Below are 23,558 nucleotides of genomic sequence, written 5' to 3' on the forward strand. Positions count from 1 at the left end.
GCGCTGCTCGCTCGACCCCGGTTGCGGCATCGGGATCGGCCATCCGACCGGCAAGGGTACCCGATGCATCCTTACCTTGCCGCTCCACGCATGACGTCGATGGCGGCGCCGACCTGCGATCGAACGCCGCGCGCTTGCAGCATGGGTCAGCGGGCGCCGATGACCTGCCCGATCCGCAGCAGATTGCCGCTCTCGTCCACGATCGCAAATTCGCGCATGCCCCAGGGCTTGTCGCCCACCGGGTCGATCCGTGGAATTCCCCGGACCGGGAGCGCCGCTGCCTGCATCGCTGCATGGATGGCATCGACATCGCTCACCCGCAGATAGCAGCCCGCATAGCAGCTCGCCGGATCCAGATCCGGGTGCGCGAAGAAGTGCAGCTCCACATCGCCGCGCCGCAGGATGGCGTACCCCGCGTCATGCGGATGCACCTCGCCCTCGAAGCCAAGCCGGCGATAGAACGCCAACGTCTGCGCGATCGCGCGGCTGGGCAGGATCGGGATGGTCTGGTCAGCGGTGGTGGCCTTGGCGTTCATCGTCAACTCGTCTGCAGTGAGGATCGGGCTCAAATCGGTACGTCCATTGCTGGCCGCACCAAGCACTCAGGTGCGCTTGCAACCAGTCACGACGGCTACGCCCAGCTGCCGGGTGTACCAGCTCACCTGCCGCACCTATCTACCGATAGGATGGCACAACGTCCAGCTGCCCCTGGTCTGCATCGCGATCACGATGCCCGGACGCCCTGCCTGGCACCGGATGTGCTGAAAATGCGCATCACCACCAGCGCCAGCAGCACTATGAAGCTCAGCTCCCACACATAGAACGCAGCACCCACATGGTCGATCATGACCTGATGGCCGGCTTCGTTCCTGTCGAACCGGGTGGCGCGAAAGGTATCCAGCCCGATCAGGCAAGCCGCCATCAACAGGGCTGCCGCCATCTTGTCCAGCTTGAGGAAGTAACACGGCCACGCCAGCAGGAACAACGGATTACTCATCCAGGCCACGCACTGGCCATCGATCACCTGCATCCAGCCGAACAGCAGAAGGACCAACCCTCCCACGCTGGTATCGCCGCCATGCAAGGCAGGCAGGCACAGCGCAATGCCGTACAGCAGGGCCGACAACACGAGCAGAAACGGTTTCATGAGCGTCCTTGTCTGATGATGATGCGGCCAGTGCATGCCGCCGTTTGCGAAGGTGCGGCTCGCATCTGCACGGGCCAGCCTGCGCTCACTATAGACAATGTACGCATCCGTTGGCCGAATGGCCGCCTGGCATGCCGATGCGCGACCCAAGTGGGAGCCCGGCACGGCAACACTTCGGTCCGGGACGTCGCCATGACATGCTGGAACCCCACCACACCGCTCCGGAACCTTCCCATGGCCCCCCACACGAAGCAGAATTTGCCGGAAAAGGTCTGCGTTCAGTGCGGGCGACCATTTCGCTGGCGCAAGAAGTGGGAGAAGGTATGGGACGAAGTGAAATACTGCTCGGATCGCTGCCGCGGCGACAGCAGGCGACAACGTCCGGCACCGTAGTCTGCTCTCAGCGGGAACCCGGTCGCACTCACCCACTGTAGCGTCTGCGCCAACCGGGTCATCCTGAGACGCAGGGGCTGGTGGCTAATGGCTTCCTGCCTTTTTCGCAGCGCGCGATCCGCTCCCCTTCTTGGCTGCGTTGCCTTTGCCTGCAACTGCCATGTTGTCCACCAGATTGGGATAGGGGCGACCCGCTGCCTTGGCGCGCTGCTTGGCCTGTGTCTTCTGCGCTGGGGAAAGCGGCCGTTTCCGCGAAGCCCGCTTCGGGTTTGACGTGTTCCATGGTGCGGAGGCCTTGCCCGCACTTTTGTTCGCGGTACTGCGCGTGGAGGCCCTCTTGCTGGCCGCAGCTCGGCGAGTCGCTGTCTTTCTTGTCGCGGTTTTCTTGGCAGGACGTTTGTTGGCCGTCGCTGTCCTGGCTGCGGTCTTGCTTGCTGCGGTCTTCTTGGCAGCCGGCTTCCTGGCGGTCTTCGTGCCGCCAACCTTGCGCGCGCCGGTCGAAGACTTGCGTGCAGCCGCGCTACCGGCTCCCGCGTTCCTGGCCGCTGCTTTTTTTGCCGCAGACGCCTTCGCAGAGGAGGCTCCGGTTGCCTTCTTCGCAACCTTCTTTGCGGCGGTCTTCTTTGCAGTGCGTTTTTCTGCGGTCTTCCTGGCAGTGCGTGTCTTGATACCACTGGCGTCGGCAGCGGCCGCGCTCCCGGCCCTTGCGCTCTTGCCTGCCGTGGTCTTTGCGTTGGCTGCATCCTCCAGCCGCTGATACAGCCGCGCCGCCCAACGCTGGCCTGCATCGCCGCCCCAGAGCAGCCAGGCGATATAGCCGGCCGATGGCGCGCTACGGTCGGCCCAGCCCTTGCCGCTCTTGTCCACGCTGTGACGCGCGAAATAGGCGTGCATGCGTCCAATGGTCTGGGTGGAAAGCGATTTCTGCGCAGACAGATCGCGTGCACGCGCGACGCCGATCGCGGTACCGCCACGCCCATGCTGCTCACGCAGCCGCAGCCCGCGTGCCGCGGCGTTGGCAACGTTCTTGGGCGGCGTCGTGGAAATCGCCTGCTTTGCTGGTGTACGTGCCACAACCCTCTCCTGCTGCATCGAGTTGCCGTAGTGTTCGCATGCGTGGTGCTGCTGCATGTGAAGAGGCTCGCAGCCCGTCAGCGCATGCGCCGCGCCCATCAACGTCGTGGCAAGTTGCGGGCCTGTCCAATGCGCACACTGCAATGGCGTTGCTTCGGCAAGCCAGCTGCGCGCACAGCACGCATGGCACAGACAGCATCCGCCGCGCCAGCGCTGGCTGCAGATCAGCCTGCTTGTGCAAGTGGATCATCGTGCAGGTCGCTACACTGGCCTGCCACGGTGACTGGAGGAATGCTGCATGCGCCTGTTGAAGACCTCGTTCTGCGCAAGCCTGCTTGCTGCCGCGATCGGCACCCTACCTGCGCCGGGCCAGGCGCTCGACAAGGCAGCGCCAGCGACTACTCCGGCGTCATCCAAGCAGTTGCAGCAATGGCAGGCGCTGACCACGCGCAACACCCCGCATGCGCGCCATGAAAACAGCATGGTGGCCATCGGCGATCGCCTGTATCTGATTGGTGGACGCGATCAGCGCCCACTGGAAATTTTCGACACCCGCACGCGCCGCTGGTCACAAGGCAGTGCACCGCCGCTGATGGTCAGCCATGCGCAGGCGGTGGTGTCGTCCGGCAAGCTGTATTTCGTGGGCGGCTTTACGGGCGACTACCCCGAGGAAGCGTCGCTGAGCAATCTGCTGATCTACGATCCCCAGACCGACCGCTGGCAGGTCGGGCCGGAGATTCCCAAACACCGCCGCCGCGGTGCTGCCGGCGCCGTGGAGCACGACGGCGTGCTGTATCTGGTTGGTGGCAACACACGCGGGCATATGAGCGGCTACGTGCCGTGGCTGGATGCCTTCGATACCAGGACACAGCAATGGACGCAGCTGGCCGATGCGCCGCACGCACGCGACCATTTCCACGCGGTGGTGATCGACGGAAAACTGTATGCCGCCGGTGGACGCAGGTCGGCGCACGAAAGCGGCAACACCCTGGCGCAGACCATCCCGGAAGTCGATGTCTATGACATCGAACGCGGCACTTGGACTGTCGCTCCGGCTGCATTACCGACACCACGCGCGGGCACCGCGGCTATCGCACGCGATGGCCAGCTCCTTGTGATGGGCGGCGAGAGCACACGGCAGGTCGAGGCGCACGCGGAGGTAGAAGCGTACAACCCGGCCACTGCCACCTGGAAGACGCTGGCTGCATTGCCGCAAGGGCGGCATGGTACCCAGGCCGCAATGATCGGGGGCGATCTCTATCTGATTGCGGGAAGCGCCAATCGCGGTGGTGGGCCGGAATTGGATGACACATTGGTGCTCGGTGGTCGTCGCCAACCCTAGTCGTTGGAACGCTTGTGCCCGCGACAGGCGGGCAGCGAGCGGGTCGAACATTGTGTGCCCGCAGATGGGCATCTAATCTGCCTGCTCGCTGTTCAACTCATAACACCAGGGAGTGGTAATGCCGAAACGCCGATCAGACAAGATACGTCCGATGGTCTCAGGCGTAGAAGAGCAATTCTTGCTCCCTCTTACCCACGCGAAGGGCGGAGTAACGGCGCTTTCATCGTCGGCCGCTCAAAACCCGCAATACAGTCACTACATCGTTTACGTCGATGAGAGTGGCGACCACGGCCTGGAGACAGTGGACCCGAACTACCCGGTGTTCGTTCTGGCGTTTTGCGTTTTTCACAAAGGGCACTACGCGCAGCACGTGGTTCCTGCTATCGAGTCGTTCAAGTTTCGGCATTTTGGGCATGACGTCGTGATTCTACACGAGCATGAAATCCGCAAGGAAAAAGGACCTTTCCGTTTCAATGATCGGCTAGAAAAGAATCTCTTCCTGAACGAGTTGACCGGTATCATCGAGAAAAACAATTTCATTCTGATCAGCTGCGTCATCGATAAAACGCGACTCAAAGAACGGGCCCAGATGGAAAACAATCCTTACCATCTGGCGCTGGCATTTTGCCTGGAAACGCTTTTTGAACTGATGCAGGAAAAGAAGCAGGATGCCGTTCCAACGCATGTGGTGGTTGAATGTCGCGGCAAGAAGGAAGATCGTGACCTGGAGCTTGAATTCAGGCGGATCTGCGATGATGCAAACCGCTGGAGCCGACCCCTTCCTTTCACCCTCGTATTTGCGGACAAGAAAGCCAACTCTTCGGGCCTGCAATTGGCCGACCTGGTTGCACGTCCTATTGGCCTATCGGTCCTTCGTCCGGGTCATGCAAACCGAGCATTCGACGTGCTGCAGCGCAAATTCTTCTGCAAGGAGGGCAGGCGCAAGTTGGGAGTGAACTATGAAGGCTGGGGTCTGAAGATTTTTCCACCGCCAGAAAGCGAAAAGCCCCGATGATCTCACCGAGGCTATGACGCCGACCGGGAACCCCCAGTCCACTTAGGTTGCGAGTCTAGGGGTCTAGACCGAAGAATTCAAGATCACTCCGGCGCAGAACGGATTCGCAATAGGGATCACGCTTAAAGAGAAGCTCTGGCTGCCCTGTAGGCTACTGGGCAAACTGCAACCCCAGCGACTTGACCCGCACGCGGGTCAGCATCGCGTGCGAGGTCATGTAGAGGGTATGGCCGTCGCTGCCGAACGCGCAGTTGGAGATGGCCTCACCGGTTTCGATGCGACCCAGCCGCTGGCCGGATGGGTCGAACACGATGACGCCGCCAGGGCCGGTGGCGAACAGGTGGCCGTCAGACGAGACCGCCATGCCGTCGGGCAGGCCGGGAGCATCCGTGGCGACCAGATCCGAGGCATCGGCGAACACGCGCTTGCCGGTGACGGCACCCTGCGCATCGAGCGCATACGCCATCCAGATCGGCCGGTTGGGGTCGGAATTGGACACGTACAAGGTGCGCTCATCCGGCGATAGCGCAATGCCGTTGGGGAAGCCCAGGCTGTCGTCCAGCAGATGCACGCTGCCGTCGGGGTCCAGCCGGTACACGCCGTTGTAGCGCAATTCCTTGACCGGCGAGTCGTTGAGATCCTTCAAGCCATACGGCGGATCGGTAAAGAACACCACGCCGTCGTTGCGACGCACCACATCGTTGGGACTATTGAAGCGCTTGCCGTCGAAGCGGGTGGCCAGCGGCGTCTTCTTGCGGGTGGCCGGATCGAGCCTGGCCACGATCCGCGTGCCCGAATCGGCCAGCAGCACCGTGCCGCTCGGCTCGGCATACAGGCCGTTGGCGCCGGCTTCGCGCAGCGTGGCCTGTTCCGGGCCCACGTAGCCGGACGGCGACAGCAGCACCGACAGGCCAGCATCCTCGGACCAGCGATACAGCGTGTTTTCCGGCACATCGGTGAACAACAGGTAGCCCCCGTTGCGCACCCACGCCGGGCCTTCTGACCAGGTGAAGCCTTCGGCGAGCTTCTCGATGCGCGCATCGGCCGCGACCACGGTGCTGAAACGCTGGTCGAAGCGTTGCAGCTGCCCGATGGTGGTGAATCGCGGTGGCGGTGTGTCCTTCTTCGTGCAGGCAGCGGCGATGGCCAGCAACGGAACGGCCAACAACAGATAGGGCGACAAGCGCATCGGTTCTCCGGCTTTGGGTCCAGCCCCATGATGCCATCAAGTCCGCGCAGCGTGTCAGCCGCTGCAGGGCGCTGCAGTGATTGCACGCTGGTGCAACGTGTCACTCACCTCGTGTGGGATCGACACAAGGCTGAACTGCCCAGGATGAGGTCGTTGAAGCCAGAAACACCAAAGTCCCTCAGCGCTTTCCATCCGGCTCTGTCTCCACTTGATCTTCAGATACCTGCAAGCCAATCCGCTTGGCTGCAGCCAATAGTTCAGCCCTGTGGCCTTGTGCTGGCCATCCAGCGACCGTGTCGATCACACGGCCCGCATCCATGAAGTAGAAAATCGGCGTTGCCCACTGTGTCAGCATCGGCCAATCACTCTTGCGGAACGCCAGCGACATCTGCTGCTGCGGGTATCTCTCGTTCCAAGCGGCAAACACCGAAAAATCGTCTTGCCTGCTTGGCGGCGCGATCCATTTCGAATGAGATCGCATCACTGCATTCAAAGCCGGATCCTGGCCGATGGCAGCCATGGCACGTTGCGTGTAGGGACACAGCGGATCTGCAACGACGATGATGAGGCGACCAGCATCGATGTGCGAGGCGACATGCAAGAGCCGCCTGCCATGCGGTGCGATGCGCAACTCGCTTGGCAACCCTGCGGCAACGGCGATGGGCTCCACCACCTCCGGTGGTGGATGAGGCAGGCCGTCAGCGTGATGCGCAAAGAAGCCCTTTGCGGCAGCAAAGTCTCGCGCTGCCAACAGGGCACGATAGGTCTGCACGACATCGTGAGGCTGTGATGCATGAAAGCGCTCCAGGGCAGCCAAGGCCTTGACCTGGTCTTCGGTGATCCTGGAATCGCCGGTATAGAACGAGGCCGCATTCGCGACCTCGAAAATTTGACGGGCCTGACGATCATTGAAACCCGACCATGACCGATTGGCCATCAATGCACTACGCATCTTCTCGTAGCTTTGCTTGACCCGCTCAGAGAGCGCAAGATCGGATTCATTCGACCTCCGCACTGCGGCGACTTCAATCGTGTCCGCAGTCGTCGCAGATGCAGACGGATCAAGGTCAACAGCATGCGCAAGCGGGGGAGAAACAGGTAGCCAAAGCAGCAGTGCGAGAAGTAGCCCGCTCAGCAATTTCCCGTGCAAATCTTGGTGAGTGACTGAGTACATGTTGCACGCGCCTCACAACGGTAGTCGCCGTAATCTGCCTTCATTTCCGGGGTGATGTTCTGCGGCGTCATGATGGCGCGATCCGCATCGCTCTCAATCAACAACCCAGGCACGGATTGTGTCGCGCTTTGTATGCAATTAGCGAAAGGATTGCATAGACCCGGCTCGCAGTGAGGCCGCTTAGCTCTTGGTAAGAGAAGGTAGTCACGCCCTTTTCATTGAATTCGACACTTTCGAAGAAACGCTTGGCAGCTGAGACAGGCAAGGCATTGATTGGAGAATCCTTTGGAATTCGACTCATATATCCATTCAAATCCGCCCTGCTTCTTAGCGGTGCGAGATCAAAGTCGACCTGACGCGCTAGACGAACATCATCCCGGATGATCTGTATAGCAGCCTCGTCCAATTTGTTTGAATCTTTATACTTCGAGAAGGACTGCGATGAAAATGGCATTGAAATAAAGAGGATTGCAACTATCCAAATGGGTTTTCCGTTCATTAAAGTCTCCCAATTCGATTGAATTTTGAAAATTCTTAGTGACTGTATTGCAACTACAAATTAATCCAATCATACATAGACATTACAGACACCCATCACTTTTGTTTGAATAATTTCCGAATTTTCATTGTTAATATAACTAATTAATCATGCCAGCAATGAACCATTTGGCCGTTTAACTCTTCAGGCACCGCCAACACCGCCTCCAGCGCCGGTTTGGGCGCGTGATTGCGGTCGAACAGCAAGGGATGATTGGTGCGGCCGGGAACCGGGTAATCGTTCTTCCACGACATGCCGTCGGTGACGCCCCACACACTGACACGCGCCAGCGTGTCGCGCTTGCGCCAGAACAGCGCGAACAGTTCCGCATAACGCGCGGTCAACTGCGCCTGTACCTGTGGCGGCAGCCCATCGCGATACGGGTCGAGAAACCGCTTGAATTCCGGCAGCTGGAACTGCTTGTGCGCCAGGCCCGTTCCAATCACCTGGCCTTCCCTGGTAACCGGCAACACGTCCACGTCCAGTTCGGTGATCATCACCTTGATGCCGAGCGCAGCATACGCATCGATGGCTGCTTCGATGTCCTGCACGCTGTGGTAGTTCAGGCCCCAATGCCCCTGCATGCCGACGCCGTCGATGCGGATACCGGCCTGCTGCAACATCCTGACCATGCGCACGATGCCGTCGCGTTTGGCCGGCCGCCAGGCATTGAAGTCGTTGTAGTAGAGCTCGGCATCCGGTGCGTAGCGCTGCGCGAAGGCGAAGGCATTGCGCACCACGGTGTCACCATCGCCGACGCGTTGTACCCAGTTGGTGGCGCGGTAGCTGCCGTCTTCGTCGATGATTTCGTTGACCACATCCCAGGCCTGCACCGTGCCCACATAGCGCCCGGCAACCCGCTCGATATGCGCACGCATGCGCTCGATCTGCGCAGCCGAGGTGTTGGGTGTGCCCTGCGCATCGACGAAGAACCACTCCGGGGTCTGGTTGTGCCAGACCAGCGTGTGCCCGACCACGAACATGCGCTGGCGCTGCGCATAGGCGACGAACGCGTCGGCGGCGGCGAAGTCGAACACGCCCGGCCGCGGCGCGACGACCTCGGCCTTCATCACGTTCTCCGGTGTGAGCGCATTGAACTGGCAGGCCACCAGCGCCGCCGAGGCAGCGTCCTTGCCGGAGACGATCTCGGCATTGACTGCCGTGCCCAGCAAGAAGCCATCGGCATACGCCTGCTTGAGCGAGGTATCGGGCGTTTCGCAGCGCGCCAATGCCGGTCCGGCGACGAGGCAGGCAGCGACGACGCATGCACCACGCAACAGGGTGAGCAGATGCGGCATGGCGTGGTGCCTGGTCGAGTCTCCACTGCGGTGCTGCAACCGGCGCGTGACAGCCTCAGCCATCACTGCGCGACGCGCTGCGCGCGCAACGCGCCTACCCGCTCTCACAGCTTGTAGGCCTGCTTGGGCAGGCGGTAAGCCAGATCCACCGCGATCTCCGCAGCCTCGTCCTCGTCCAGCCGATGCTCGGCCACCAGCTTGGCCAGGAACGCGCTGTCCACGCGTCGCGCGACATCGTGCCGGGCGGGAATCGACAGGAAGGCACGGGTGTCGTCGTTGAAGCCCACCGTGTTGTAGAAGCCGGCGCTGGCCAGGGTCTGCTCGCGGAAGCGCCACATGCCTTCGGGCGCGTCATGGAACCACCACGCCGGGCCCAGCAGCAGCGCCGGGTAATGTCCGGCCAGTGGCGCCAGTTCACGGCTGTAGCTGGTTTCGTCCAGGGTGAACACGATCAAGCGCAGCCGCGGGTCGTTGCCGTAACGATCCAGCAGTGGCTTGAGCGCATGCACATAGTCGGTGCGCATCGGGATATCGGCGCCCTTGTCGCGCCCGTAGCGCTGGAACAGCGGCTGGTTGTGATTGCGAAAGCACCCCGGATGCAGCTGCATCACCAGCCCGTCGTCCAGGCTCATCGCCGCCATTTCGGTCAGCACCTGCGCGCGGAACAGCTCGGCCTGCTCCGGCGTTGCCGCGCCGCGTACCACGGTCTCGAACAGGCGCTGCGCCTGCCCCGGCGACAGGTCGGCCGTGGCGGCGCTGGGGTGACCGTGATCGGTGGAGGTGGCGCCGTGCGCCGCAAAGAACGCGCGGCGCTGCCGGTGCGCGCGCAGATAGCCGGGCCAGGTCAGCACATCCTCGCCGGTGAGCGCGCCGAACTGCTGCAGCGCGCCGGCAAACTGCTCGTGCTCCGGGTCCACCACCGGGTCCGGACGGTAGGCGGTCAGCACGCGTCCGGTCCATCCGCTGTCGGCGATGGCGGCATGATGCTGCAGGCTGTCCAGCGGCGACTCGGTGGTGGCGATCACCTCGATGGCAAAGCGCTCGAACAAGGCCCGCGGTGCGAATGCGGGCGTCTGCAGCGCGGCGGTGATGTGGTCGTAATAGTGATCGGCGGTGGCCGCATCCAGTCGGATGCGCAGATCGAACACTTCGTGGAAGACATGGTTGAGCCACAACGCCGACGGCGTGCCGCGCAACAACGCGAAGTGTTCGGCAAACACCCGCCATGCCGCGCGCGGGTCCACCGCTGCGCGGGTGCCATCGGCGCGCGGAATGCCCAGCGCATCCAGGTCGATGCCCTGGCTGTAGAGCATGCGAAACACGTAGTGATCGGGCACCAGCAGCAGTTCTGTTGCATTGGCGAACGCCGCATTGGTCGCAAACCAGGCCGGGTCGGTGTGCCCATGCGGGCTGATGATCGGCAGCCTGGCGATCTGTGCATACAGACGGCGCGCGATCGCACGGGTGCCAGGGTCGGCGGGTAACAGCCGGTCGTCGTGCAGGGTCAGGGAAACAGGTGTGGACATGGGCTCAGAACACCGAGAAAGACGGGGGATACACGCTGTCGGCCGCCCGCGTCATGGCGCAGGCGTGCCGGGATGGGCAGCCACGTAGTCGCGCAACCAGCGCAGCGCCGGTCGCTCGCTGCCGTCGCCACGCACCAGATAGGCAGCTTCCTTGTCGCGCCACAGGCCGGGACGGAACCCCCACAGGGTGATGCCGCGCACCGCCGGGTGCTCCCAGAACACCGGAAACACGCGCTGGTAATCGGCCAGCTGCTGCGCATCGCTTGGCCCATCCAGGTCGAATTCGGTGATGTAGATCGGCAGGCCAGTGGCCGCCAGCGCATCCAGATTGGCGCGGTGCACCGACATCGCCACGTTGGGCGTGGTCTCGAAGGCATGCTCCTGGATGCCGATGGCATCCACCAGGTGCTCGCGCTGCAGCAGGTGCACGATCTGCAGATAGCGCTGCGTGGCCTTGGATGTGTTGGTGATGCCGTAGTCGTTGATCATCAGCTTGGCATTGGGAAAGTGCTGGCGCGCCAACCGAAACGACTGCAGCACCCATTCCCAGCCGCTGGCGCCGGTGCCGCCCAGGGCCTGCAGATAGTTGCCGCCGCCGGTGTCACTCTTGCTGGGCGGATCATTGAGCGGTTCATTGACCACCTCCAGCAGGTCGATGTCCGGATAGCGCTGCGCCACGGCGGCAAACCACTGCGCGATCTCGCGGCGCTGCTCGGCCGGCGGCAGGGTCTTGATCCATTCCGGCTGCTGGTTGCCCCACACCATCACATGCATCTGGAACGGCATGCCGCGGGCCTTGGCGAAGCGGTAAGCCGCATCCAGCGCGCTCCAGTCCATCTGGTCGCGCACCGCTTCCACCGTGCCCCACTTGCCGCCATTTTCCGGGGTGAGCTTGTTCCAGTGCTGCGCAAAGCCGGATGCCTGTTGTGGGCTGTAGGCACTGCCCAAAAACGTGGATGCGCCCGCCGCCAACGGCGCCGCATGGGCGGCCGATGCCAGGCTTGCGGCGAGCAACACGCCCAACCCCAGTGTGTGCAACTGCATGATGCGTCCCTCAGGAAGATGGCGGCGCCGGGGTGGCCGCGGGCAGATGCGCCGGCTCCAGCCGCGGCACCAGATGATGCACGAGGGCCAACGCCAGCAGATACGCAGAGCCCGCCATCAGGAACACCGGCACATAACTGCCGGTCGCCTGCAGCAAAAACCCGATGAAGGTGGCGATGAGCATGCCGCCCACCGCGCCAGCGAATCCGCCGATGCCCACCACCGTGGCCACCGCATGCCGCGGAAACATGTCCGAGGGCAGCGTAAACAGATTGGCCGACCAGCCCTGGTGCGCGGCGGTCGCCAGCCCGATCAGTGCCACCGCCAGCCACAGATTGTCCGCACGGGCGGCAAACACGATGGGCACCACGCAGATCGCGCAGATCAGCATGGCGGTCTTGCGTGCGCGATTGACGCTCCAGCCGCGCGCGATGAACCGCCCGGCGATCCAGCCACCGGCAATGCTGCCCACATCGGCCAGCACGAAGATCACGATCAATGGCGCGCCCAGTTGCAGCAGGCTCAAACCATATTCGGCGTGCAGGAACTTCGGCAGCCAGAACAGGAAGAACCACCAGATCGGGTCGGTGATGAACTTGCCCAGCACGAACGCCCAGGCCTGCCGATGCCGCAGCACCTGCAACCACGACAGCCGTGCCTGCACCGGCTCGTGGACATCGCTGCGGATATGCGCCAGTTCCGCTGGCGACAGGCCGGGCTGCTGTTCGGGCGGGTGGTAGGTGAGCCACCACACCACCAGCCAGGTAGCGCTCAACACGCCGGTGAACAGGAAGGCCGCCTGCCAGCCCCAGATCGTGGCGATCACCGGCACCAGCAACGGCGCAACGATGGCCCCGATATTGGAGCCGGAATTGAAGATGCCGGTAGCCAGCGCGCGCTCGCGGCGCGGGAACCATTCGGCCACCGTCTTGAGCGCGGCAGGAAAATTGCCCGACTCGCCCAGCCCCAGGAAGAACCGCGCAATCGCAAAACCCACCACACTGGTCGCCAGCGCGTGCCCCATCGCCGCCAGGCTCCACACCCCGATCGCCAGCGCATAGCCGATGCGGGTGCCGAAGCGGTCGATCACCGCGCCGCTGCACAACAGCCCCAAGGCATACGCCGCCTGGAACGCGGTGACGATGTAGCCGTACTGGATCTCGTTCCAGCCGATCTGGGTCTGCAGGAACGGCGCCAGCACGCCCAGCACCTGGCGGTCGACGTAGTTGATGGTGGTGGCTGCCAGCAACAACGCACACACCCGCCAACGCACGCGGCCCAACCCCGCCGGCGCAGCAGCAGGCACGGCCCTGGGTGCCTCGCTCATGCGCACGGCCTGCGCGGCGACCAGGCTCCGCGCAGCTGCTGCACCGGCATCGCAGCAGTAGCGGTAGCGGTGCGCGCACCACGCCGGTGCCGCTCATGCGCGTGGTTGCCGCGTTCTTCGCTGGGTTTCATCGACCACTGCACCTGCACGAGGGTGGCCTTGCGCCACGGATGATAGCGCTACCATTACCACGCTCCCCGGCGAAAGCCATCGCGCAGTGCAACACGACCGCGCGCCGTACGCACTCGCCAACCGTCAACAACGCTTGGCGAGTGCACCGGCCCTGCCTGGCCTCCGCGTCTATGCTGCCCTGCAGCGTGATGTTCCGAATTTGGTAGCGCTAACATCCAGCGCCACTGATCGCCCGTTCTTCCCCACCGCACCATCGCCGCGCCGCTACCGGCAGCGGCACTCCCTGCGCCGGGGCGATGCGTGGGACATCTGCTCACCTGTTAGGGAAGGGATTACGGTGAAGAACAGTTACGCACGAACCGCGTTGTCCTGCGCATTGGGATCCATCCTGCTGGGCATGGCCAGCAGCGTCGCCTGGGCCCAGTCCACCGAGGCCACCACTGCGCCACCGCCGCCGGACCCGGCCGGCAGCAACGACGCAGTGACCCAGCTCGATACCGTCACCGTCTCCGGCTACCGACGCAGCATCCAGTTCTCCACCGATGCCAAGCGCGATTCGGTCGGTTTCGCCGACACCGTGTTTGCCGAAGACATCGGCAAGTTTCCGGACATGAACATCGCCGAGTCGCTCAACCGCATTCCCGGCGTGCAGCTGGCGCGCGACGTCAATGGCGAAGGTCTCAACATCGCCATCCGTGGCCTGGGCACCAGCTTCACCAAGACCACGCTCAACGGCTCCAGCATCGCCACCGCCTCGATCGGCCTGAACGCGCAGAACCAGAACCGCGAAGTCGATCTGAACCTGTTTCCCACCGAATTCTTCACCCAGCTCACCGTCAGCAAGACACCCACCGCCAGCATGCTCGAGGGCGGCGTCTCCGGCGTGGTGGACATGCGCAGCGCGCGCCCGTTCGATCGCCCCGGTGTGCACTTCACCTATCAGGCGCAGGCCGACTGGAACAGCACCAGCGAAAAGACCACCCCGCGTGGCGCGGTCATGGGCAGCTGGACCAATGAGGAAGGCACCTTCGGCGCGTTGTTCGGGGTGGCCTCGGTGCGCAGCAAACTGGGCGTGCGCGGCTTCGAGAGCGTGGGTTGGACCAACCCGGGCCTGACCTACACCCAATGCGGGCTCACCCCGCCCGCAGGCACGCCGGCCACCAATCAGCCGGCGGCGTGCAACGTCAACGGCGGCGGCAACTGGCGCATTCCCGACCGCGTGCCGGCCACCGCCGGCAGTGGCCTGACCACCGGCGAGACCATCGACGCGGCGTGGCTGCTGGCACGCAACCCGGGCCTGAGCATCGACCAGATCAGCGATGCGTTGATTCCGCGCCTTGGCCGCCAGGTCTACATGAATGGCGATCGCGACCGCGATGCGTCGGTGATGTCGCTGGAATGGCGCCCCTCCGACAGCATGCACTTCTACCTGGACACGCTGTATTCGGAAGCCAAGCGCACCACCGAGCGGATCAGCATGAATCTGATCGGCCGCAACGGCAACATGATCCCGCTGGGCATGCAGCTGGACCAGAACAACGTGGTCACCAGCGCCACCTTCGCCAACGCGCAATACTTTCTGGAAGCGCGCCCGTACCGCGAAGAGGTCAAGTTCTGGAGCGTCAATCCGGGTGCAGAGTTGTTGTTCGGCGCCGAGCAGGACATCAAGCTCAACGTGCAGGCCAATGCCACGCGCAGCTGGCTGGATCGCGAGTCGCCCAGCATCCTGGTCACCTCGCCGTTCACCACCGTGGACTATCGCAACCAGGGCGGCGACCGCCCCTCGATCAGCAGCCCGCTGGATCTCAACGATCCCAACCTGGGTTGGGGCTGGACAGGTGGCCGGGTCAACATCCAGAACGAAAAACGCGTGACGCAAACCCGCGGCGCACGCGCCGACCTGCAGTTCGGCGAGGACAAGCGCAACATCAAGATCGGTGCGGCCTACGATCAGGCCGAGCGCACCATCCGCGGCTTCGACAACAGCATCGCCTGGGAGCAGGTGGTCTGCCGCGGCGGTGGCGGCAACGTGTGCAACGGCGGCCCGGGCTCGGCGGTACCCAGCGCGGTGCTGGCCACGTATCTGCGGCCCGGCCCGGATGGCTTCATCACCGCCGATTTCGATCGCTTCCTGCGCGACACCAACTATTACCCGCTGCGCGATGCAGCACCGGAATCCAACTCGGCCAATACCGGCGCCTCGACCGGTGGCATCCGCGAGAAGAACCTCGGCTTCTACATCGAAACCAACGCCGAAACCGAAGTGTGGAACCGCACGCTGCGCCTCAACGCCGGCGTGCGTTACGTCACCACCGACCAGACCATCACCGGCCCGGTCACCATCAACGGCATCCGCCGCGTGCAGGTGCTCGACTCCGACTACAAGGAAGCCCTGCCCTCATTCAACGCCGCCTGGGACGTGGCCGACAACGTGGTGCTGCGCCTGTCCAGCTCGCGCACGCTCACCCGCCCGGACCCGAGCGCGATGTTGCCCAATACCAACTTCAGCGACCCGTCCGCGCAGACCGCCACCCAAGGCAATCCGAACCTGGCGCCCTACCTGTCCACCAACGTCGACTTCGGCGGCGAGTGGTATACCGGCGGCGAAGGCTATGTGGGCCTGACGCTGTTCAACAAGCGCATCAGCGGCTTCACCGTCAATGGCGTGCGGCGCATTCCCTTCAACGAACTGGGCGTGCCGTACGACAGCCTGCTGCCGATCCAGCAGGCCGGCCTGCAGCAGCGCGGCGGACCGGACGCGGCCACGGTCGACGTGCAGACCCAGGTCAACGCCGATGGCGTGCTCGACATCCGCGGTACCGAAGCCATTTGGGTACAGCCGCTGGACAAGCTGGTCGACGGCCTGGGCTTCAGCCTGAACTACACCCATGTCACCCAATCCTCCGAAGGCGAAGGCGTGCCAGCGGTGGCGGTGGGTGTGGCGCCGAACCTGTGGAACGGCACCGTGTACTGGGAAAAGAACGCCGCCTCGGTCCGCCTGTCCTACACCTGGAACGACGACATGGTGATCTCCGGCGCCAACCAGAACGGCATCCCGTACGCGCGCCTCAATGCCGACGCACGCGGCCAGCTGGATCTGTCGGCCAGCTACGCGCTGGACTGGCTGCCCTCCAAGCCGCAGATCACCCTCAACGTCACCAACATCACCGACGAGCCGCTGCGCACCACCTATGCGTGGCCCAACGCCACCTACGACCTGTACGAGCCGGGGCGCACCGTCATGCTCGGCATCCGCGGCACGTTCTGACAGTGACCATCGACACGACGGCGCCGTGGGCAGCCGGACGCGGCCGATATGCGCGATGCACGCGCTCTGCACGTGCATCGCGCATCCGCTGCGCCGGTCGCGCTGCCTGCAAGACGGCGCACGAGGTTTTACCGGACACTGCAGCTGCTGCGCCGGCGGCCACGACCCAGAGGGGTCGCGGCCAGCGGCGTAGCGCGCGCCGCGGCGTTTTCCGCAGCACTCTTCGAGCCCGCCTCACCTCATGAACGATCGGTCACAGCAGCTCTCCGTGCGCGAAAAGATCGGTTACAGCCTGGGCGACCTGGCCGCCAACCTGATCTTCCAGACCTTGGTCACTTTTCTTGCGTTCTTCTACACCGACGTGTTCCGGATTCCCGCCAGCGCGGCGGCCACGTTGATCTTTGTGGTCGGCCTGCTCGGCGCGTTCGTGTTCACGCCCATCATCGGCATCCTGGCCGACCGCACGCGCACCCGCTGGGGCAAGTTCCGCCCGTGGATCCTGTGGACGGCGCTGCCGTTCGGCGCGCTGTCGCTGGCTGCGTTCAATACGCCGGTGCTGGGCGAGCACGGCAAGGTCACCTATGCCTTCGCCACCTATACCTTGCTGATGCTGGTGTACGTGGCCAACAACCTGCCGTATTCGGCATTGAGCGGCGTGCTCACCGGCAGCATGGAGCAGCGCAACAGCCTGTCTGCGTATCGCTTCCTGGCGGTGACGTTCGCGCAGTTCATCATCCAGGTGCTGCTGCTGCCATTGGTGCTGATCCTGGGCAATGGCGACAAGGCGCAAGGATTCCGCAATACCATGGGGTTGTTCGCGGCAGTCGGCACCTTGTGCTTTCTGATCACCTTCTTCACCACCCGCGAACGCGTGCTGCCGATCGCCGAACAACGCAGCAGCGTGCGCCAGGACCTTACCGACCTGGTGCGCAACAAGCCGTGGCTGGTGATGCTGGCGCTGACGGTTCTGGTCTTCATCAATCTCGCCATGAAGGGTGGGATGTACATCTACTACTTCAAGTACACCCTCGATGCCGGCGCGCTGGCGCAGTTTCTCGACAACGCCGGCTTCAATCGCTTCATTGCCGGCATCAACGGCATGCTCACCGGTGCCGGCATGACGGCACTGCAGTGGCCCCAGGACGCGCCCACCTCGGCCTTCAGCGTGTTCAGTGCCGGCGGCATCCTGGCGATGATCGTGGGCATCGGGTTTTCCAAGCGCCTGGCCGATCGCTACGGCAAACGCAACGTCTTCGGCGGCGCGCTGCTGGTTTCCACGCTGTTCCTGCTGGCGTTCTACGTGTATCCGCCGGATGCGATCGGCTTGGTATTCGCCTCCTACGTGCTGCACGGCTTCTTCTACGGCATCACCATCCCGCTGCTGTGGGCGATGATCGCCGATGTGGCCGACTACTCGGAGTGGAAGAACCACCGCCGCGCCACTGCCATCATCTTTTCGGCGATGTTGTGCGGGCTGAAGATCGGCCTGAGCGTCGGTGGCGCGCTGGTCGCCGGCATCCTGGCGTTTTACGGCTATGACGCAGCACTGCCCCAGCAGAGCGCGGCGGTCACCGACGGCATCCGCCTGGCCATCAGCGTGTACGCCTCCCTCCCGTTCCTGCTCGGCACCGCGCTGCTGGTGTTGTACGAAATCGACAAACCGCTGGAAACCCGCATCGAACGCGAACTGGGCGTGCGCCGTCAGGCCGCACCCCTCGCGTCGCCCTAATCCCTCTTCCCCCTCATGCACAGGTACGCGCATGTCCGATGAACTGCAAGCCGCCACCCTGCAGGCGCTGGCGCGCACCGCCATTTCCGCACCGCTGGTCAGCCACATCTACACCGCCGACCCGTCCGCACATGTGTTCGATGGCGCGCTCTACATCTATCCCTCGCACGACATCGATGCCGGTGTCGCCTTCAGCGACGACGGCTCGCACTTCTGCATGGAGGACTACCACGTCTTTCGCATGGCGCATCCCGGCGCGCCGGCCGACGACCTGGGCCAGGTGCTGCACGTGCGCGACGTGCCCTGGGCGCAACGGCAGATGTGGGCACCGGATGCCGCGCAACGCAACGGCAAGACCTACCTGTATTTCCCAGCCAAGCGCGCCGACGGCATCTTCCAGATCGGCGTGGCGGTCGGCGATGGGCCGCAAGGCCCGTTCGCTGCAGAGCCGCTGCCGATCGCCGGCACCTATTCCATCGACCCGGCCGTGTTCCGCGATGCCGATGGCGAGCACTACCTGTATTTCGGCGGCATCTGGGGCGGCCAGCTGCAGCACTACCGCGACAACGTCTATGCGCAGACCCATCAGGAGCCCGAAGGCGCGGCGCCTGCGCTCGGCCCACGCGTCGGCCGCCTGCGCGAAGACATGCGGCAGTTGGTCGAGCCCACCCGCGAGGTGGAGATCCTCGACGAACACGGCGCCCCGCTACGCGCCGACGATCACGCGCGCCGTTTCTTCGAAGGCCCCTGGGTCCATCATCACGCCGGCCGCTACTACCTGTCGTACTCCACCGGCGACACCCACCTGATCTGCTACGCCACCAGCGACTCGCCCTACGGCCCGTTCACCTATCAAGGCGTGCTGCTGGCACCGGTCATCGGCTGGACCACACACCACTCCATCTGCAACGTCGAAGGCCAGTGGTACCTGTTCTATCACGACGCTGTCTTGTCGGGCGGGCAGACCCATCTGCGCAGCATCAAGATGACGCCGCTGGAGCATCTGGCGGATGGCACGATTGCAACGATTCACCCGTACGGAAAGGATGCCGTCTCGCCGTGGTGACATGGCAATGATCAGGCTCACCGCTGACCGTCCATCATGGGGTCGCCGACCGGATGTGCAGCAGCGCTTGCAACGGTAGCGCCCGTCAACGATCGATAGACCATCCTGCCTTTCGGTAGACGGTGCATTGCACGCTGCATCCACAGGCACCATCGCAACGTATGCCCATGCACTGAGTTTCTTGAAAGAGGTTGTCATGCGCCAGGCGTCGATGCTGTTGTTACTCACCCTTGCGGTCCACGGAAGTGCAAGCGGTAGCGAACCGCGCTCCGCGCTGCCTCGCGCAGACAACGTGGACGTGCCGCGCTTCATGGGCGACTGGTATGTGATCGCGCATATTCCCACCCGGCCCGAACGCAAGGCCTACGCTGCAGTAGAGAATTATGCGCTGCGGCCCGATGGCCGCATCCAGACCACCTTCACCTTCCGCAAGGGCAGCTTCCAGGCCCCGCTCAAGTCGATGAATCCGATCGGGCGGGTCGCAAAGCAGGGCAATGGCGCGCTGTGGAGCATGCAATTCATCTGGCCGTTCAAGGCCGAATACGTGATCGCCTGGCTGGATCCGGGTTATACGCAGACCATCGTGGCGCGCAGCAAGCGCGACTACGTCTGGTACATGGCACGCACCCCACAGGTGTCCGACGTCGACTACCAGCAAGCAGTTGAGCGCATCGCAGCGATGGGCTACGACGTGACGCAACTGCGTCGCGTGCCGCAGTCAGTGCGCTGATGCGGAACCGCTTGAGCGCTGCATCTGCTGGCGGTGCCATCCATCAAACCGCGGAGTGCGTCAGGCGTCTTTCTCGTCCACAGAGAATTCCCATCCATCGTTCAAGCCGCCCAAAGGCTTGGCTTCGGCTGCCAGCTCGTCCTCGAATGCCGAAATCGCCTTGTACGTAGGCACCATGGTCGGATACACCGTCACATCCATAGGGAATGTGGTGTTGTCCGGGTAATGACAACAGCGAACCTTCTGCTCGAAGCGCAGCATCATCACCGAAAACTCCAGCGCAGATTCCTTGCTCGGGAAGACCACGGAAAACGCGATCTCCCGGGGCTTCGAAAGATCCACCCCTTGCTGGGCGATGTGCCAGAGGGTGTCGCCGTTATCGTCTTTGGGATACAGAATCTGATTTCGCTGCATAACGGTCTCAAAGGTGTTGCCCGGAACGGCTGTGACGCCAGGATCTTCGCCGTCGAGCCAGGAAGCGAGTCTCGATGATATTTACAAGGTGGGGCTGCGATGCTCGCAGCAAACCTGCGATTGGCCGGGTAACCGACAGCCATCGAGTGTCTTTCAGGAACGATCAGGCGCCAGCGGTTTCACGAAAGCGTGCCTCAGACCGCGCCGCTAGTGCTCCACCGGAAGCGCCCCCTCTGGACTACCGCTAGGGTCGGCAATACGCCGCAGGAAGTCATCCGCCATCAATGTGCGACATTGCGCCAAAGGGAGGCCATCGCGCTGCGCATACATCCGCGAGGCATGCTCGAACAGATCGGCGAGTAGCTCGCCAAAGTCCTCAGCCCCGCCGCCCAGATCGCTGTTGATGCTCACATGCAAGTGTTCTTGCGCAGCCCACAGACGCAACAGCTCGAACGCCTCCGGATCGGCCAATGCGTCGGGCGGAATGATCAATTCTCCATCATGCATTTCATATTCCTTCTTGATGACGACGGTGAGCTGATACGTACCGCCGCGATGGCATGCGTGATGCGTGGGCGGTCTCGCGGCTAGTCAAGACCAGCAGTTGCCAATGCCCCATCGAAGCGGCAAGCGCAGGACCAGACCTACGCCTGCCTTGTGCGTCAGGGAACCCAGACCAGATTCAACACCTGCGGATCCGCGGTGACCTTGACCAGCTTGCCGCTGGGGCCGAATTGCACCTGGTACTCGGAGAAGCTGTCGCGCCAGTACCGCCACAGCGAGGCCTCCAGATTGGGGTTTTCGCTGCTGATCGGGTAGCCGACCGCCATCAGCACCTGCTCGCGGGTCATGCCGCCGGTGAGCTTGCCGTCATTGATGGCCTGGCGGATCTTGGGCGGGAAGGTGGCGAGCTTGAGCTTGGGATCGGCGGTGACCACGTAGCGGGCGGCAAAGGCGGTGTTGTCCAGGTCGCGGCTGTAGTCGTTGCCGATGGACTGCTTCTCGCCGGCGATCTTCAGGTTGACGCGGTTGCGGCCAAAGCCGGTGACGCTGACCGGGGTGCCGACGGGGAGCACGCGCTTGCCGTCTTCGGCGTAGTTGCTGTCGCTGATCCAGCTGCCGTCGGTGCGCAGGTTGCAGCACAGAAAGCCGTCGTACTTGGCGACATCGGCCGCAGCGGCCAGGTTGGAGGCGGTGAGCAGGCTCAGGGCCAGCAGGGAAGAACGCAAACGCATTGGGAAGACTCCTTTCTCGACGGCCGGAGCCGCGCGGCAATGATGGATATGCGCGCCGTCGTTTCCCCGAGGGCGCGCGGGCATTGTCGCAGCCCCGCGCCGCTTGGCAAGCGCGGGTGACGCGCAGCGCCCGGGGTTGTGTATGCTCGGGGCGTGGACACTCTCTCACCCGCCGAGATCGTCGAGCAGATCGCCGAGTTGCGACGCGCCCACCGCGCGTTGGACGAGGAGATCCAGCGCATGCCCGCCAATCTGGAGGACGAACTGCAGATGAAGCGGCTGAAGAAGCGCAAGCTGCAGATCAAGGACTGCATCATTCGGCTGGAAATGGAGCTGGTGCCTGACGAGCCGGCGTGAGGCCATGCCTGCAGTTGGGTCCGCTTGGTACTGCCTGCCGATCGTGGGGTCTGCCCGCTACGGGTGCTGACACCGGCGTCGGAGCGAACCTGGGCGCGATGAGGCGTTCCCTGGAAGGCCCGTCGCGCTCAGGCGCGCTCCTACGACGTGTCTGCTGGTGGATTGACCGCTGGGACTGCGGATGCGCGGCATGCCATGGCCGGTTGAGCAAGCATGCCTTGGCGTGGCATTGCGCGCACGTGGCTACCTGACTGGGGGAGTCCGCAGACGTTGGCCAGCTGTCGCTGCGTTTCCCCCATCCGCCCTTCGGGCACCTTCCCCCGCAAGCGGGAGAAGGACGCGCCAAGGCGAGGCAATCGGACTGCGGCGTGAGCGCTCAGCCGGCGCGCAACAGGATCTTGCCGCTACGTCCTGCTTCGGCACTGGCGGCCGCCGCCTTGGCGGCGTCGGCCAGGTCGAACACCGCTTCCACCGGCAACGCCAGGCTGCCATCGCGTACGGCCTTCATCAGCTCGCCGATCATCCGGCGCTTGTCCTCGGGCTTGGAGGCGGCCATGACCTTGCTGCCCCAGAAGCCGCGCACAGTAGCCTGCTTGAAGATGACATCGCCGCTGGAAATCTGCAGCGGCTCGCCCGTCATCGAGCCGAACGACACCAGCTCGCCGCCCTCGGCCAGCAGGGCCAGCAGCTCGCCTGCAGCAGAACCGCCCACCGAGTCGACAGCGCGGATGATCGGCGCATCGCCGGCCAGCGCGCGCACCTGCTCCTGCCAGCCGTCCTGCGCGGTGGACACGGCATTGCCGATGCCCAGCGCCTTGAGTTCTTCCACGCCGGCATCGCGGCGTACCAGGTTGATCACGTTGATGCCGCGGAGGGCCGCAAGCATGGCGACGGTCTTGCCGACGGTGCCGTTGGCGGTGTTCTGCATGATCCAGTCGCCCTGTTGCACGCGCAGGAATTCGATCAGCATCAGCGCGCTCAACGGCATGGCGATCAACTGGCTACCGCGGTCGTCGTCCAGCGCATCGGGAAGCGGTACCACGCCGGAGGCCTGCGCCAGGAAGTACTCGGCCCAGCTCTCGTGCACGCCGGCCGCGACCACGCGTTGGCCAACCTGCAGGCCGTCCACGCCCTCGCCCAGCGCATCGATGACACCAGCCCCCTCACTGCCGCCGATCGCGGGCAGCTCCGGCTTGTAGCCATAGTTGCCGCGCACGGTCCACAAATCGTGGTTGTGGATCGGCGAGCGCCGCATGGCGATACGCACCTGGCCCTTGCCGGGTTGCGGGACTGGACGTTCGCCCAGCTCGAGCACCTTGGCGGGATCGCCGAATTGGGTATGGATGGCTGCGCGCATGGAATCTCCTGCCAGGCGCATCCGCGTTGCGGCGCGCCTGATCACTGGGAAATGTCGTTCGATGCTATCTGCATGGGCGCAAGCGGCCGATGAAACGGACGCAACCGCTGTGTGAAACCTTGCGGTGCTGCGGGTCGCTCTGGGGTCAGGGCGATGTGCTGCATGGCTGTGTGATCGCCTGCGGTCGTACCCTCATCCGGCGC

The 23,558-nt window shown here is 63.7% G+C and carries 22 protein-coding genes; 8 read left to right on the forward strand and 14 right to left on the reverse strand.

Annotation, left to right across the window (positions count from 1 at the left end):
• Positions 1–146 precede the first annotated feature (146 nt).
• Together HG421_RS18235 and HG421_RS18240 are read right to left on the reverse strand one after the other, a co-directional pair.
• The gene (locus HG421_RS18235; RefSeq protein WP_169707584.1) at positions 147–536 is read right to left on the reverse strand and encodes a bleomycin resistance protein; all 390 of its coding nucleotides are present in this window, start codon (positions 534–536) and stop codon (positions 147–149) included.
• A gap of 188 nt (positions 537–724) precedes the next feature.
• Positions 725–1,147, reverse strand: a complete 423-nt coding sequence (locus HG421_RS18240; protein WP_169707585.1) for a hypothetical protein — start codon at positions 1,145–1,147, stop codon at positions 725–727.
• Positions 1,148–1,381: 234 nt separating this feature from the next.
• Between HG421_RS18240 and HG421_RS18245 the strand changes: the two genes are divergently transcribed.
• Positions 1,382–1,540 (forward strand): DUF2256 domain-containing protein, encoded by a 159-nt coding sequence (locus HG421_RS18245; RefSeq protein WP_169707586.1) that lies wholly within the window; start codon positions 1,382–1,384, stop codon positions 1,538–1,540.
• Positions 1,541–1,624: 84 nt separating this feature from the next.
• Here HG421_RS18245 and HG421_RS21115 read toward each other — a convergent pair whose 3' ends face one another.
• The gene (locus tag HG421_RS21115) at positions 1,625–2,671 is read right to left on the reverse strand and encodes a DNA-binding protein (RefSeq protein ID WP_211161746.1); all 1,047 of its coding nucleotides are present in this window, start codon (positions 2,669–2,671) and stop codon (positions 1,625–1,627) included.
• A 241-nt stretch (positions 2,672–2,912) separates the two neighbouring features.
• Here HG421_RS21115 and HG421_RS18260 point away from each other — a divergent pair, with 241 nt between their 5' ends.
• Positions 2,913–3,956, forward strand: a complete 1,044-nt coding sequence (locus HG421_RS18260) for a Kelch repeat-containing protein (protein WP_169707587.1) — start codon at positions 2,913–2,915, stop codon at positions 3,954–3,956.
• Positions 3,957–4,074: 118 nt separating this feature from the next.
• Entirely contained in the window at positions 4,075–4,971 is an 897-nt protein-coding gene (locus HG421_RS18265) for a DUF3800 domain-containing protein (protein ID WP_248279409.1), read from the forward strand.
• 151 nt (positions 4,972–5,122) lie between these two features.
• Here the strand turns inward: HG421_RS18265 and HG421_RS18270 are convergent, their stop codons facing one another.
• The 7 genes from HG421_RS18270 to HG421_RS18300 form a co-directional block, all read right to left on the reverse strand.
• Positions 5,123–6,160, reverse strand: coding sequence for an SMP-30/gluconolactonase/LRE family protein (locus HG421_RS18270; RefSeq protein ID WP_169707588.1), 1,038 nt, complete (start codon positions 6,158–6,160; stop codon positions 5,123–5,125).
• Positions 6,161–6,338: 178 nt separating this feature from the next.
• A complete protein-coding gene (locus HG421_RS18275; RefSeq protein ID WP_169707589.1) occupies positions 6,339–7,334 on the reverse strand; it encodes a hypothetical protein in 996 nt (331 codons plus the stop codon).
• A 97-nt stretch (positions 7,335–7,431) separates the two neighbouring features.
• The gene (locus HG421_RS18280) at positions 7,432–7,833 is read right to left on the reverse strand and encodes a hypothetical protein (RefSeq protein ID WP_169707590.1); all 402 of its coding nucleotides are present in this window, start codon (positions 7,831–7,833) and stop codon (positions 7,432–7,434) included.
• 143 nt (positions 7,834–7,976) lie between these two features.
• The gene (locus HG421_RS18285) at positions 7,977–9,170 is read right to left on the reverse strand and encodes an endo-1,4-beta-xylanase (protein ID WP_169707591.1); all 1,194 of its coding nucleotides are present in this window, start codon (positions 9,168–9,170) and stop codon (positions 7,977–7,979) included.
• Positions 9,171–9,274: 104 nt separating this feature from the next.
• Positions 9,275–10,696 carry a glucuronate isomerase gene (gene uxaC / locus HG421_RS18290; protein ID WP_169707592.1) on the reverse strand — a complete coding sequence of 474 codons (1,422 nt, stop codon included), beginning with the start codon at positions 10,694–10,696 and terminating at the stop codon, positions 9,275–9,277.
• Between the two features lie 51 nt (positions 10,697–10,747).
• Complete coding sequence (locus tag HG421_RS18295; protein ID WP_169707593.1) at positions 10,748–11,740, reverse strand: endo-1,4-beta-xylanase; 993 nt, start codon at positions 11,738–11,740, stop codon at positions 10,748–10,750.
• Between the two features lie 10 nt (positions 11,741–11,750).
• Positions 11,751–13,067: an MFS transporter gene (locus HG421_RS18300; RefSeq protein WP_169707594.1), complete on the reverse strand. Its 1,317-nt coding sequence runs from the start codon at positions 13,065–13,067 to the stop codon at positions 11,751–11,753.
• Between the two features lie 469 nt (positions 13,068–13,536).
• Between HG421_RS18300 and HG421_RS18305 the strand changes: the two genes are divergently transcribed.
• The 4 genes from HG421_RS18305 to HG421_RS18320 all read left to right on the forward strand — a co-directional run bounded on the left by HG421_RS18305 (position 13,537) and on the right by HG421_RS18320 (position 19,992).
• On the forward strand, positions 13,537–16,467 hold the full coding sequence (locus HG421_RS18305; protein WP_169707595.1) for a TonB-dependent receptor: 2,931 nt from the start codon (positions 13,537–13,539) through the stop codon (positions 16,465–16,467).
• 241 nt (positions 16,468–16,708) lie between these two features.
• Complete coding sequence (locus HG421_RS18310) at positions 16,709–18,196, forward strand: MFS transporter (RefSeq protein ID WP_169707596.1); 1,488 nt, start codon at positions 16,709–16,711, stop codon at positions 18,194–18,196.
• Positions 18,197–18,227: 31 nt separating this feature from the next.
• Positions 18,228–19,262 (forward strand): glycoside hydrolase family 43 protein, encoded by a 1,035-nt coding sequence (locus HG421_RS18315; RefSeq protein WP_169707597.1) that lies wholly within the window; start codon positions 18,228–18,230, stop codon positions 19,260–19,262.
• A gap of 196 nt (positions 19,263–19,458) precedes the next feature.
• On the forward strand, positions 19,459–19,992 hold the full coding sequence (locus tag HG421_RS18320) for a lipocalin family protein (protein WP_169707598.1): 534 nt from the start codon (positions 19,459–19,461) through the stop codon (positions 19,990–19,992).
• 60 nt (positions 19,993–20,052) lie between these two features.
• Here HG421_RS18320 and HG421_RS18325 read toward each other — a convergent pair whose 3' ends face one another.
• The 3 genes from HG421_RS18325 to HG421_RS18335 all read right to left on the reverse strand — a co-directional run bounded on the left by HG421_RS18325 (position 20,053) and on the right by HG421_RS18335 (position 21,641).
• Positions 20,053–20,406: a ribonuclease E inhibitor RraB gene (locus tag HG421_RS18325; protein ID WP_169707599.1), complete on the reverse strand. Its 354-nt coding sequence runs from the start codon at positions 20,404–20,406 to the stop codon at positions 20,053–20,055.
• A gap of 207 nt (positions 20,407–20,613) precedes the next feature.
• Entirely contained in the window at positions 20,614–20,913 is a 300-nt protein-coding gene (locus HG421_RS18330) for a DUF5076 domain-containing protein (RefSeq protein WP_248279410.1), read from the reverse strand.
• 155 nt (positions 20,914–21,068) lie between these two features.
• A complete protein-coding gene (locus tag HG421_RS18335; RefSeq protein WP_169707600.1) occupies positions 21,069–21,641 on the reverse strand; it encodes a hypothetical protein in 573 nt (190 codons plus the stop codon).
• Between the two features lie 153 nt (positions 21,642–21,794).
• Between HG421_RS18335 and HG421_RS18340 the strand changes: the two genes are divergently transcribed.
• The gene (locus tag HG421_RS18340) at positions 21,795–21,998 is read left to right on the forward strand and encodes a YdcH family protein (protein WP_169707601.1); all 204 of its coding nucleotides are present in this window, start codon (positions 21,795–21,797) and stop codon (positions 21,996–21,998) included.
• A gap of 376 nt (positions 21,999–22,374) precedes the next feature.
• Here the strand turns inward: HG421_RS18340 and HG421_RS18345 are convergent, their stop codons facing one another.
• The gene (locus tag HG421_RS18345; RefSeq protein ID WP_169707602.1) at positions 22,375–23,355 is read right to left on the reverse strand and encodes a zinc-binding dehydrogenase; all 981 of its coding nucleotides are present in this window, start codon (positions 23,353–23,355) and stop codon (positions 22,375–22,377) included.
• Positions 23,356–23,558: the final 203 nt, after the last annotated feature.

It is taken from the genome of Xanthomonas campestris pv. badrii, from assembly GCF_012848175.1.
GTDB classification, from domain to species: Bacteria; Pseudomonadota; Gammaproteobacteria; order Xanthomonadales; family Xanthomonadaceae; genus Xanthomonas; species Xanthomonas campestris_C.